Raw genomic sequence first — 12,499 nt, 5'->3', positions numbered from 1 at the left:
TCAGTCCCTTATCTTTCCCATTAAATAATAAGTTGTTTCATTTATCTTTTTTAGCTCCATTTTATATTTATTAGCCCAGTTTTTTATAATCTCATCAACTCGCTCTTTTATTTCATTAATGGTAGCTACATTTTTTATCTTTAGTCTATCTTCACTTCCACTCATCGCCACAAAACAAAGATGCGGCTTTAAATGATCGTTTAGTTCAATTATGCTCTTTGGCAAAAGACCATCAGTATTGTTTAAAATTCTACACATTTGAGCAGTGGTCGTTTCATTGACGTTATAGCCAAGCTGGATTAAAAGTGCATTATGATCCATATCGTTCCTTTTGCTTAAAATTTGCGGGCATTATAAGATAAAATTGGATAAAATCGCCTAAATTTTCAAGGACAAATATGAAAAAATTTATCATTTTTGTGTTTAGTGTTTTACTATTTTGGGGATGTTCGTTAGATCAAATTTCACAAAATTTTGGCCTTAGTGAGCCACCACTTGATCCAGAGGTCGAGCAAATAGCAGACGCCATCTATCTATACAATGAAGGCAACTATCCAAAGGCTTGTAAGAGATTTTACAACTACGCAAAAGATGGCAACGTCCTAGCCATGCAGCAAACTGGAATTTGTTTTCGTGACGGCAAAGGCTTTAGCAAAGATATCTTAAGAGCACTCTTTTGGTTTGAAACAGCTGGCAGATATGGCAACATAGACGGACTAAGAAGTGCCGGATATATCTACGAGTACGGCCTTGGTGTAAACAAAAATTTAGAAAAAGCGATATATTTTTATGAAAAAGCTACAAGCCTTGGCTCAAGCGAGGCTAGCTACGATCTGGGGCTTATCTATCTAGGCAAAAATGACTATAAAAAAGCGAGAATTTATCTTGATGAAGCTTGCTTTAAAGGCAAAGAAGAAGCTTGCACAAAGCTAAAAGAGATGAAATTTTAGTTTCCATCTCTTTTTGTAAACTTATTACGCGTCAGCCTTTTGAGCGATCAAAACACCCTCTATCATCTTTTTGATGTCGCCATCAAGTATCGCATCAGTTTGTGAGTATGCCTCGCCACTGCGGTTGTCTTTTACTTGCTGATATGGGAAAAGCACATATGATCTTATCTGGTGCCCCCAGCCGATCTCGCTTTTTTCTACGCTATTGCTAGCTTCTTGCTGTTTCATTAGCTCAAGCTCGTAAAGGCGTGATTTTAGCATTTTCATCGCTGTGGCTCTGTTTTTATGTTGACTACGATCGTTTTGACACTGTACGACGATACCAGTTGGTAAATGTGTGATACGAATGGCTGATTCTGTTTTATTTACATGCTGACCGCCTGCACCGCTTGCTCTATAAGTATCTATCTTTAAGTCTTTTTCTTCGATCTCGATCTCTATGTCATCATCTATCTCAGGGCTCACCATAACACTTGAAAAGCTAGTATGTCGGCGCCCTGCACTATCAAATGGGCTTGTGCGAACTAGTCTGTGGATGCCATTTTCTGCTTTGAAGTAACCATAAGCATTTTCACCTTTTACGATAAAACTCACATCCTTTAGTCCGGCTTCATCACCTTCTTGAAAGTCAAGAGTCTCGACCTTAAAGCCCTCGCGCTCACAAAATCTAAGATACATCCTATAAAGTATGCTAGCCCAGTCGTTACTCTCAGTGCCACCAGCTCCAGGATGGATCGATACGATCGCATTTTTGCCGTCATCTTCGCCGCTTAAAAGCATAGAAATTTCAAGATTTACTATCTTTTCATCTAAATTTTTAGCATCTTCAAAAAGAGAATTTATAGTCTCTTCGTCATTTTCGGAATTTGCTAGCTCAAAAAGCTCTTTTGCATCACTTACCGCCTGATTAGCGTCATTAAATTTTGCAAGCATATTTGAAATCTTAGTTTTTTCCTTATTTAGAGCACCAGCCTTAGCGATATCCTGCCAAAAATCAGGGTCTTGCTCAGTGGCCTCTATCTCTTTAAGTCTAGCCTTGATCTCATCAGGCTTTACAATAGAGCCTATATTTTCAACTTTTGTTTGTAGCTTCTTTAAAAGCTCGTTGTATTCGTAATTATCCAAGTTATTCTCCATAAATTTTTGCCGATTTTAGCCAAAAGTTGCTTACATTTTTAAATTTACGCCCTTTTAATCCTTTTTTGTTACAATGCCAAGTTAAAATTTCAAATAAAAAGAGTCAAATATGCAAATCATAAGAACTATAAAAGAACTTGAGGAATTTGTCTCAAATGCAAGCGGCAAGATCGGTTTTGTCCCAACAATGGGCGCACTTCATAACGGACACGTTAGCCTTATAAAAAAATGCGTGAGCGAAAATGAGATAAGCATCGTCTCAACTTTTGTAAATCCAACACAATTTTTACCAGGCGAAGATCTAGATAAATACCCAAGAAACGAGCAAAATGACATTAAAATTTGTGAGCAAAATGGCGTTAGTGCTATTTTTATTCCAGATGCTAGTGAGCTTTACTTTGAAGATGAACCTCTAATCGTCGCTCCAAAGAAATTTTCAGCCATCTTAGAAGGCAAAACTAGACCTGGACACTTTGATGGCGTCTTAAGGGTACTAAACAAGCTATTTCGCCTAACTCGTGCAAATAGCGTTTACATGGGCAAAAAAGACACACAACAACTAATCATAGTACAAAACATGATAAAGACATTTTTTATAAATGCCAGCCTAGTGGCTTGTGATATCGTTAGAGAGCCAGATGGACTTGCACTTTCAAGTAGAAACGTCTATATCTGCGACGAAGATAAATGTAATGCTCTAAGGCTTTCAAGATCGCTAAATAAAGCACAAAATTTGATCCAAAATGGCGAGGAAGACGCAAGTGAGATCAAAACAAAGATGCTTGAGGTGCTAGAGCCGTTAAAGGTTGATTATGTCGCTATTACAGATAGAAATTTAAACGAGATTTCAAAAATAGAAAAAGAAAATACCATTATTTTAGTAGCGGCTTATGTCGGCAAAACTAGACTAATAGACAACATCTGGATCTAAAAATGCCAAAACTTCACTTAATTTCACTTGGTTGTAATAAAAATTTAGTTGATTCAGAAATAATGCTAGGACGCTTGCAAAACTACGATATAACTGGCGATATCAGCGATGCCGACGTCATCATCGTAAATACCTGTGGCTTTATAAAATCTGCCAAAGAAGAGAGCATACAAACTATACTTGAGATGCACGAAGCTCGTAAAAATGGCTCATTACTCGTTGTGACTGGCTGTCTTATGCAACGCTACAAAGATGAGCTTATGAAAGAGCTGCCTGAAGTTGATTTATTTACCGGTGTGGCCGACTATGACAAGATCGATGAGATCATCTTAAAAAAGCAAAATTTATTTAGCCCGCAAACTTATCTGCAAGCAAATGAAGAGCGTGTGATAACTGGCTCAAACTACCACGCCTACATCAAAATTTCAGAGGGCTGTAACCAAAAATGTAGTTTTTGTGCCATTCCAACTTTTAAAGGAAAACTAAAATCGCGCTCGCTTGAAAACATCGTAAATGAGGTTAAAAATCTGGTCAAAAAAGGCTACTACGACTTTAGCTTTTTATCTCAAGACTCAAGCTCATATATGCGCGATCAAGGCGTTAGCGACGGGCTTATAAATTTAATAGACGAGATAGAAAAGATAAAGGGCGTAAGGAGTGCCAGGATACTTTATCTCTATCCAAGCACGACTAGTAAGGAGCTAATTGAGCGCATCATCGCCTCGCCTGTCTTTCACAACTACTTTGACATGCCGATCCAACACATCAGCGAAGACATGCTAAAGATAATGAAGCGTGGAAGTGGCGCTAAAAAGATTAAAGAGCTTTTAAATTTAATGAGAAATGCCGAGAATTCATTCTTACGAACTGGTGTCATCGTGGGACACCCTGGTGAGAGCGAGGAGGATTTTGAGGAGCTTTGCAAATTTTTAGAAGAGTTTAAATTTGATAGAATTTCAGCCTTTGCCTACTCAAAAGAGGAAGATACTGCCTCTTTTGAAATGGAGCAAATCCCAGCCAAAATCATTTCAAAAAGACTAAATAAGATAGAAAAGATCACTAAAAAATTGATAAATGAGAGCTTGCAAAAAGAGATTGGCAAGCAAATTTATGCTTCTCTTGAGGGCGAAAGCAGCGAGGGCGAGATGTTTTACGCAGCCAAAAAAGACATCTGGGATAAAGATATAGACGGCGAAATTTTAATAAACGAGAGCGATGTAAAAGAGCTTGAGATCGGCTCGCTCTACCTCTGCGAGGTCACTGACGTGGTCGATCAAAAGCTGATCGCTAAAATCATCAAAAAAGCAAAATGATAAGCCAAAATGTACGAGAAAAGCTAAGCTCAGGTGCAAACCTGCTTGCATTCTCGCACGGCATAGACAGCACCGCACTTTTTTACATTTTAGAAGAGGCTGGGATCAAATTTGATCTAGCAATGGTTGATTACAATGTTCGAGAGCAAAGTAAAAGCGAGATAAAAAGCGCAAAAGAACTCGCGGATAAATTTGGTAAAAAAATTTATACAAAAAGCGTTTTTTTAGATAAGTCAAATTTTGAAAAACTCGCACGTGATGCAAGATATGAGTTTTTTAGCGAAATTTGTCAAAAATTTGGCTACGAAAATTTGATCCTAGCGCATCAGTTTGACGATAAATTTGAGTGGTTTTTGATGCAGCTTAGTAAGGGTGCTGGGCTAAAAGAGCTCTTTGGTATGAGCGAGCTTAAAAAGAGAAAGCACTTTTGGCTAGTTAGGCCGCTTTTAAATTTACGCAAAAAAGAGCTTCAAAACTATCTTGATGAGAGAAATTTACGCTATTTTATCGATGATACAAATTTAAAAGGCGAGTTTAAAAGAAGCTTCATGAGGCTAAATTTTAGTGAGCCATTTTTGGATAGATATTTTAGTGGCGTGCAAAAGAGCTTTGAGTTTTTAGAAGCTGATAGACAAATTTTAATGCCAAGTATCACAAAAATAAGCGATGAAATTTTTATCATAAAAAATGATAGTAATGTGATACGAGGCGTTGATATGGCAGCAAAAGAGTTAAACGTGCTTCTAAGCAAAGCTCAAAAAGATGAGCTAAGCACAAATTTAGCAAAGCAAACAAGCGTGGTGCTAAGTGGCAAGATCGCTGTCGGATACGCAGACACTTACCTTTTAGTAACTCCATTTTGCAAAGCCATAATGCCAAAAATTTTTAAAGAGAAGGCTAGAATTTTAAAAATTCCAGCTATAAATAGAGGCTATCTTTTTGCTATAAATTTTGATTTATCAAAATTAAATTCTAATAAATATTGAAAGATTTGGCTTTTGCCTGAAACACTCAAAACAAAAGCCAAGATTAATTAAAATAAGCTATTTACGCTTTCATTGTGATATACACGGCGTATCACTTCGCCAAATAAAGAAGCCGCACTTAGCACTTTTATACAAGGAAGCTCCTCAGCTAGAGGGATTGTATCTGTTACCACTAACTCATCCAAAAAGCCCAGTCTTAGCCTATCGTAAGCCGGTCCGCTAAGGACTGGATGCGTGCAAAACGCCATAACGCTAGTTGCGCCACGCTCTTTAAAAATTTCAGCTGCTTTTACGATCGTGCCAGCCGTATCGATCATATCATCAACCAAGATCACGTCTTTGCCGTTTACGTCGCCGATTATATTCATTACTTCGCTTTCATTTGCTTTTTCGCGGCGCTTATCTACGATAACCATATCAAGATTTAGATTTTTAGCCAAGGCTCTAGCACGAGCCACGCCGCCTACATCAGGACTTGCAACGATTGGATTTGGTAAATTTTTAGCTCTTACGTAGTCATTAAAAATGATACTTCCATAAAGGTTATCAACCGGAATATCAAAAAATCCTTGAATTTGTCCTGCGTGAAGATCCATAGTGACGACTCTATCGATACCTGCTGTTTGCATCATGTTTGCCACTAGTTTTGCAGTGATTGGCACTCTAGGAGCTGCTTTTCTATCTTGTCTAGCATAGCCAAAGTAAGGCACGATCGCTGTTATAGAGCTTGCACTACTACGTCTTAAAGCGTCAGTTAAGATAAGTAGCTCCATTAAATTTGTATTTGTTGGTGCACATGTTGGCTGAATGACAAAAACATCTTTTCCGCGCACGCTCTCGCCGATTTGCACACTAATCTCTCCATCGCTAAATCTTTTTATACTTGCCTCGCTAAGAGGAAGTGAAAGATATTGCGAAATTTTCTTTGAAAGCTCAATATTAGCCGTTCCTGAGAAAATTTTATAGCCTCTCATAATGATAACCTTTTTGGTGATTTTTATGTTGGGATTTTATCGAAACGAGCTTTAATTTAAATTTATTCTTTTTAGGACTATTTGCTAGCCCTAGTTTAATTCTTATCGCCGCAATCAAAAATTTGAGCTTTAATTTTACAAACCTTAAAATTTAAACAAGTATAAAAAATATAAGATAACTAAGAATATTTTTTTATTTATAAACATTATAGGATTACAATCACAACATGTTTAAAGCTTATAGAATTTATGATTTTATCAAAGATGATAGTTTGGATATGAAGGCGGCTTTTGTTGATAGACTCTATCCAAGAGGCATAAGAAAAGAGATATTTTCAAATTTCCTTTGGTTAAAAGATATCACGCCAAGCACTACTTTAAGAGAGTGGTTTCATGAAGATAGAGAAGCTAGGTTTGATGAGTTTTGTGAGAAATTTGAGCTTGAGCTTGATAATGAAACAGCGCGATCTTGCTTTAAAATGCTAAAAAAACTAGAAAAAGAGCATGGCGATATAGCACTTCTAACAGCTAGCAAAGATATAAATCTTTGCCATATCGTTGTGTTATTAAAAATTTTAAATAAGTAGTTTGCCAGCCTATTTTGAAAGAGTGCCAAGTATCTTTTCAAACTGCACACCATACCATGTGCGGCTCTTATCTTTTAGCGTGATTTTAATGCTGCTAAGCACAAAGTTTGCTGCCTTTTTGATGGCATTTTGCATGCTTTCGCCATTTACTAGCGAGCCAAAAAGCACAGAAGCAAATATATCTCCAGTTCCACTCGTGTGAAATGGCAAAAATTCGTGAAAATACTCTACCTTCTCTTTTGTCTTTGTGTCGTAAGCTATGATGCCACATTCATTTTGCTTGTATCTAATGCCCTTTAGCACAATCTTTCTAACTCCAAAGCTAGCTAAGCCTTCAAGCAACTCTAAAATATAATCTTGCTTATAGTCACTGCCTAAAAACGGCATCCCGCACATAAAGCTTGCTTCAGTTATATTTGGCGTGATGACGTGAGCCTTTGTGCAAAGCTCACGCATTTTCATAACAAATTTTTCATCAAATCCATGGTAGAGCTTGCCATTGTCGCCCATGCAAGGATCTACAAGTATTAGTGAAGTAGAGTCATTAAACTCATTAAAAATTTTCTCTATCAGCTCAAGCTGACTAAAGCTACCTAAAAATCCGGTATAAATTCCATCAAATGCGATATTTTCTTTGTGCCATACTCGTGTTATTGCGTCAAATTCATCAGTCAGATCACGAAATGTGAAATTTTTAAAGCCAGTATGAGTCGAAAGTAGCGCAGTAGGCAATATGCACGCCTCAATGCCTTGAGCGCTAATTATTGGAAGTGCAACGGTAAGGGAACATTTACCAACGCACGAGATATCTTGTATTGTAAGGATTCTTTTCATTTATGCTCTTAGTTTGTAAAATTTTACCCCAGCAACATCGGCTAGATAAACCACATCTTGTTGCAAGAGCTTGTTTAAAATTTGCTTTGAGTGCTCTGAGAAATTTTCTTCAACATTTGCGATAGTTTGCGGACGACGCCTTAGCATTTCTAAAATTTCTTCCTCACTAAAGTTATACTTTTGCTCTATTTTGTGAGCTTTAGCTATATTAACCGGTACACCACTTATCTGCTTGGCTAGCTCCTCTAGTTTTTTGGCATCTACACTCTTTACATTATAAGCTGGTGGACGATCTATCGTGCCAATATCCACTCGGTGCGGAGCTATCTCATTTATCGCCACATTAAGTGCTTCAAACTCACTTTTTTTGTCGTTAAATCCAGCCACGACTAAAATTTCAAGCACAAGCTCGCCAGTAAATTCCTTGCGAAATTTAGCCATTGCTTTTATAAGTTCATTTACTTCTATACCACTTTTATTGCGGTCTATCTTTTTAAAAGTGCTTTGCACCGCGCTATCAAGGCTAAATTTCACTATATCAAGCCCATGTAGTGCTTCACAAATTTTTGGGTCACGCACGCCTGAGCCATTACTCAAAATAAGTGTTTTTGTGCTACCTTTTAGCTCATTTACTTTTGCTATCAGCTCTTTTAAGTGTGGGTAAAGAGTTGGTTCGCCATTTGCCGTAAGTGTGATGACATCGATGTTTTGATGAGTTTTTAATGCTTCTTTTAAATCGCTTATGATCTCATCAACGCTTGGAGGATTTTCTATCTCTTCAACTGGCTTTGCGCCACTTAGCTCACAATAAACGCAGTCAAAATTACATGATTTTTGATTTGGGCTTAGATCGATGCCTAGGCTTATGCCAAAACGGCGAGAATTTATCGGTCCAAAGACGATGCAAGGCTTGCTACCTTGCACTTTTTGTCTGTACCTGTTTTATAAAATATTTTGCATTCTCAACTGGCACATCAGGCAAAATTCCATGCCCAAGATTGAAAATATGAGGCACACCTTTCATCGTGCTTAAAATTTTATCCACGCCTTCATCTATCGCCTTTTTGCTATAAAGCCTTGTTGGCTCCATATTGCCTTGAAGGACGTATCTTGGGCTAAGTTTTTCTTTTGCTAGTTCGATCGGCGTGCTCCAATCAACGCCAAAAACGTCAAATTTTCCTGAAATTTTATCCAGATAGCCGCTTATTCCTTTTGGGAAAACGATGACTGGAATTTCTGGAAATTCAGCCTTAACGCTATCAACTATTTTGTTTATATAGCTAAATCCAAACTCAAAATAAGCCTGCTCTTCAAGTGCAGCTGCCCAGCTATCAAAAATTTGTACCGCATTTACGCCTGCTCTTATCTGCTCTTTGACGTAAAGGATGAGAGCTTGCGTCACTTTTTCTAAAATTTGATGTAAAAATTCTGGATTTTGATAGAGCATTTTTTTACAGACCGCATAAGTTTTACTGCCACCACCTTCTATCATATATGTAGCTATCGTCCATGGGGCACCGCAAAAGCCAATGAGAGCCTTGTCTTTGGCTAAATTTTCTCTTGTGAGCTTTATCGTATCATAGACGTATGCTAAATTTTTAGTCGATTTTTCGATACTTAGCGCGTCAAGTGCGGCTTTATCACGTAAAGGCTCACTAAAAACTGGTCCCTCGCCCTTTTCAAAACGTAGATCCATGCCCATTTCAAGAGGCACAACGAGAATGTCGCTAAATAAAATCGCCGCATCAACGCCTAGAATTTCAACTGGCTGAAGCGTGACCTCGCTAGCCTTTTTGTAGTCTTTACAAAGCGATAAAAAATCCCCTGCTTGCGCGCGTACTCGCATATACTCTGGCAGATATCTACCAGCTTGGCGCATCATCCAAACAGGCGTATAAGGGGTAGGTTTTTTAAGACAAGCGTCTATAAAAATCATTAAATTTCCTTTAAATTTTTAAATGGATATTACCTAAAAATAGCTAAAGAAAAGATGTAGGAGAAATTTTAAGCGTAAAAACGCTTAAAATTTTAGTGATCTCCCTTGTGAAGGAAGTAAAGTCCAAGGCAAAGTGCTAGGATAGAAGCCGCAAGATAGGCCATCTCAAGCGGTGTTGTAAAGTTTGCGTGAAGCACCCTTTGGAAGAAATTTACGATTAAAACCATGACGATCACTTTGCCAAGCTTGTCTTTTAGCTCATCAAGCGAATGAACTTCAAGCACCTTGCTCTGCTTTGACTGCTTCAGCTGTGTGATCTCTGAGATGAAAAGCTCGTAAATTCCGAAGCTAAATATATAAAGAACAAGCGCCATCAAGTATAGATCGATCGCTCCAACAATCTCGCCAACGACTTCTGAGTGGAAATTTTCAACGTGAAAATCTGCAGCAAAGAAATATTTATAAACCTCTAAAAGTACTTTGCCAACGTCGTAACTTGCGATGATAAAAAGTACGATCGCGCCTAAAAGTCCAAAAACTACTGGAAAAAGTGTAAAGCTGTTGCTTGCAAGCAAAATTTTTTCAAATATCTTACGCAATAAAAATCCTTTTTATTTACTCTTGCATCGCGATCCACTTTTGTGCGATCCTGACAGCATTTGTAGCAGCCCCTACGCGGATCTGATCGGCACTGCACCAAAGGTGAAGCACATTAGGTCTGTAATTATCGACTCTGATCCTACCGACATAAGTCTCATTTGTATCGCTTGAAATGATAGGCATCGGATACTCTTTATTTGCTGGATTATCGACTACAACGACGCTTGGAGCCTTGCTTAAAATTTCTCTTGCTGCATCCGCACTTACATCTTTATCAAAGTGGATAGTGATCGCCTCTGAGTGGCTTCTAAGCACTGGCACACGCACACAGGTAGCGCTAACTTCTATATCTTTGTGAAGAATTTTTTGCGTCTCATTGACCATTTTCATCTCTTCTTTTGTGTAGTCATTGTCCAAAAAGACATCGATGTGTGGGATCACGTTTAGCGCTAGGCGGTGTGCAAATACCTTTGGCTCACACTCATCAAGTTTAAACTCAAAGAATTTTTGCATTTGAACGACAAGCTCTTCCATGCCCTCTTTGCCAGCACCGCTTGCTGCTTGGTATGTAGAAACATCGACTCTATTGATACTAAAAGCGTCGTTTAACGGTTTTAAAATTTGCACCATTTGGATAGTCGAGCAGTTTGGATTTGCGATGATACCGCGGTTTTTCCACATAGCAATGTCGCTTGGATTGCACTCTGGCACAACAAGAGGGATATCTTTATCCATCCTAAAATGGCTGGTGTTATCGATGACTACTGCGCCACTATCAGCTGCAAATTTGGCAAATTTCTCTGAGACTGAACCGCCCGCACTAAAAAAAGCAATATCTATCTCGTGCTCGCTAAAAACCTTTTCGGTTAGCTCTTTTACCTTGTAATATTTGCCATTAAATTCAATCTCACTACCAGCACTTTTTGCACTAGCAAGCGGCAAAAGCTCTCCAACTGGGAAATCAACCTCTTCCATAACTCTAAAAAGCTCTTCGCCGACCGCTCCAGTAGCACCAACGACAGCTACGTTAAATTTTCTCATCTGCTCTCCTTATTTTTTTAATTTTCGTAATTTTACTTAAATTTATGGCTATTTTTTGCTTCTGGCTTGTAAAAATAGATCTTTTAGCAAAATTTCATCACCCTCACTTAGTATCGCTGCACGCTGCACGACTGAGATGAGCTCTCTTATGTTGCCTGGATAGTCATAGCTCAAAAGTTCCTCTTTTGCCGCTTTTGAGAAATTTTTAGCCTCAAAGCCATACTCTTTACAGCACTTCTCTAAAGTATCCTGCGCGATAGGTAAAATTTCATCTTTTCGCTCACGAAGTGGGGGGATGAAAAGCGGGATCGTATTTAGGCGGTAGAAAAGATCCTCTCTAAACCTGCCCTCTTTCATTGCAAGCTCTAAATTTGCGTTTGTAGCGCAGATGATGCGAACATCTATCTTTTCGCTCTTTGTAGCGCCAAGTCTTGTTATCTCGCGCTCCTGCAAGGCACGAAGCAGCTTTGGTTGTAAATTTATGGGCATCTCGCCGATCTCATCTAAAAATAGCGTTCCTCCATTTGCCAGCTCAAACTGCCCTTTTTTGGTAGTCGCAGCATCAGTAAATGCGCCCTTTTCAAAACCAAAAAGCTCGCTTTCTATCAAATTTTCAGGGATGGCAGCCATATTTAGAGCGATAAATGCCGCATCTTTTCTTGGTGAGTTTGCGTGGATAAATTTAGCAAAGACCTCCTTGCCAACGCCACTTTCTCCACTAAGCATTATTGAGGCGTCTGTTCTTGCAGCTTTTAGCGCGATATTTAGCGTGGTTTCAAGTGCCTTTGAAGTAGCTAAAAAGCCGTTATTTTCGCTTTTTTCTTCAGCTTTTTTTGAAATTTTTGGAGTTTTTTGCTTTAGCGCCTCCACCCTTTTTATCGCCTCATAAAGCGTTGAGACGTCAAATGGCTTTGTTAAAAAGTCCTTCACGCCAAGCCTAACACTTTCGATTGCCTTGTTAAGTGTGGCGTTTCCAGTCATTATGATGACGTCAAATTTGCCGTTTAGCTCCTTAATGAACTCGAGTCCGTCCATCTTAGGCATGTTTATGTCGGTGATGATTAGATCAGTGTCGTCGCTTAGCTTTTTTAAAGCTTCAACTGCGCTCTTGTAACTCTTGATGTTTAGCTCTTCATACTCGCCAAGTGCGATCTCAAGCGACTTTCGCATATTGATGTCATCTTCTACTATGACGATATTCATTTGATCT

Annotated in this window: 14 protein-coding genes; 5 read left to right on the top strand and 9 right to left on the bottom strand. The window is 38.6% G+C overall.

Translation table 11 applies throughout. The features are described 5' to 3' along the window. Positions 1 to 321, bottom strand: a complete 321-nt coding sequence (locus CYP43_RS05020; RefSeq protein WP_103582722.1) for a type II secretion system protein — start codon at positions 319 to 321, stop codon at positions 1 to 3. Positions 322 to 398: 77 nt separating this feature from the next. On the opposite strand from CYP43_RS05020, the gene CYP43_RS05010 reads away from it, so the two are divergent. After that, entirely contained in the window at positions 399 to 950 is a 552-nt protein-coding gene (locus CYP43_RS05010) for a tetratricopeptide repeat protein (protein ID WP_103582721.1), read from the top strand. 24 nt (positions 951 to 974) lie between these two features. On the opposite strand, the gene prfB is transcribed toward CYP43_RS05010, so the two are convergent. Next, positions 975 to 2,075, bottom strand: a complete 1,101-nt coding sequence (prfB, locus tag CYP43_RS05005) for a peptide chain release factor 2 (RefSeq protein WP_103582720.1) — start codon at positions 2,073 to 2,075, stop codon at positions 975 to 977. 121 nt (positions 2,076 to 2,196) lie between these two features. On the opposite strand from prfB, the gene panC reads away from it, so the two are divergent. From panC to tilS, 3 genes are read left to right on the top strand one after another with little or no spacing between them, the layout of a single operon-like run. Continuing rightward, complete coding sequence (panC, locus tag CYP43_RS05000) at positions 2,197 to 3,018, top strand: pantoate--beta-alanine ligase (protein ID WP_103582719.1); 822 nt, start codon at positions 2,197 to 2,199, stop codon at positions 3,016 to 3,018. A 2-nt stretch (positions 3,019 to 3,020) separates the two neighbouring features. Then, entirely contained in the window at positions 3,021 to 4,331 is a 1,311-nt protein-coding gene (gene rimO, locus CYP43_RS04995; RefSeq protein WP_103582718.1) for a 30S ribosomal protein S12 methylthiotransferase RimO, read from the top strand. Beyond that, complete coding sequence (gene tilS / locus CYP43_RS04990; protein WP_103582717.1) at positions 4,328 to 5,317, top strand: tRNA lysidine(34) synthetase TilS; 990 nt, start codon at positions 4,328 to 4,330, stop codon at positions 5,315 to 5,317. The genes rimO and tilS overlap by 4 nt, the downstream gene beginning before the upstream one ends. A gap of 47 nt (positions 5,318 to 5,364) precedes the next feature. Here the strand turns inward: tilS and CYP43_RS04985 are convergent, their stop codons facing one another. After that, positions 5,365 to 6,291, bottom strand: coding sequence for a ribose-phosphate pyrophosphokinase (locus CYP43_RS04985; RefSeq protein WP_072594149.1), 927 nt, complete (start codon positions 6,289 to 6,291; stop codon positions 5,365 to 5,367). Between the two features lie 227 nt (positions 6,292 to 6,518). Here CYP43_RS04985 and CYP43_RS04980 point away from each other — a divergent pair, with 227 nt between their 5' ends. Continuing rightward, positions 6,519 to 6,878 (top strand): DUF488 domain-containing protein, encoded by a 360-nt coding sequence (locus tag CYP43_RS04980; protein ID WP_103582716.1) that lies wholly within the window; start codon positions 6,519 to 6,521, stop codon positions 6,876 to 6,878. Positions 6,879 to 6,887: 9 nt separating this feature from the next. On the opposite strand, the gene CYP43_RS04975 is transcribed toward CYP43_RS04980, so the two are convergent. From CYP43_RS04975 to CYP43_RS04950, 6 genes are all read right to left on the bottom strand, one after another. Further along, the gene (locus CYP43_RS04975) at positions 6,888 to 7,712 is read right to left on the bottom strand and encodes a pyridoxamine kinase (RefSeq protein WP_103582715.1); all 825 of its coding nucleotides are present in this window, start codon (positions 7,710 to 7,712) and stop codon (positions 6,888 to 6,890) included. Then, positions 7,713 to 8,615: a radical SAM protein gene (locus tag CYP43_RS04970; RefSeq protein WP_103583037.1), complete on the bottom strand. Its 903-nt coding sequence runs from the start codon at positions 8,613 to 8,615 to the stop codon at positions 7,713 to 7,715. It abuts the gene before it with no gap. 10 nt (positions 8,616 to 8,625) lie between these two features. Beyond that, positions 8,626 to 9,648, bottom strand: coding sequence for a uroporphyrinogen decarboxylase (gene hemE, locus CYP43_RS04965; protein ID WP_103582714.1), 1,023 nt, complete (start codon positions 9,646 to 9,648; stop codon positions 8,626 to 8,628). Between the two features lie 92 nt (positions 9,649 to 9,740). Next, complete coding sequence (locus tag CYP43_RS04960) at positions 9,741 to 10,247, bottom strand: YqhA family protein (protein ID WP_087578735.1); 507 nt, start codon at positions 10,245 to 10,247, stop codon at positions 9,741 to 9,743. 16 nt (positions 10,248 to 10,263) lie between these two features. Continuing rightward, the gene (locus CYP43_RS04955; RefSeq protein WP_021090917.1) at positions 10,264 to 11,289 is read right to left on the bottom strand and encodes an aspartate-semialdehyde dehydrogenase; all 1,026 of its coding nucleotides are present in this window, start codon (positions 11,287 to 11,289) and stop codon (positions 10,264 to 10,266) included. Between the two features lie 48 nt (positions 11,290 to 11,337). After that, the gene (locus tag CYP43_RS04950; protein ID WP_103582713.1) at positions 11,338 to 12,492 is read right to left on the bottom strand and encodes a sigma-54-dependent transcriptional regulator; all 1,155 of its coding nucleotides are present in this window, start codon (positions 12,490 to 12,492) and stop codon (positions 11,338 to 11,340) included. Positions 12,493 to 12,499 lie beyond the last annotated feature (7 nt).

It is taken from the genome of Campylobacter concisus, from assembly GCF_002913045.1.
Classification (GTDB): domain Bacteria; phylum Campylobacterota; class Campylobacteria; order Campylobacterales; family Campylobacteraceae; genus Campylobacter_A; species Campylobacter_A concisus_AP.
This window is presented reverse-complemented; position numbering and strand designations above follow the sequence as displayed.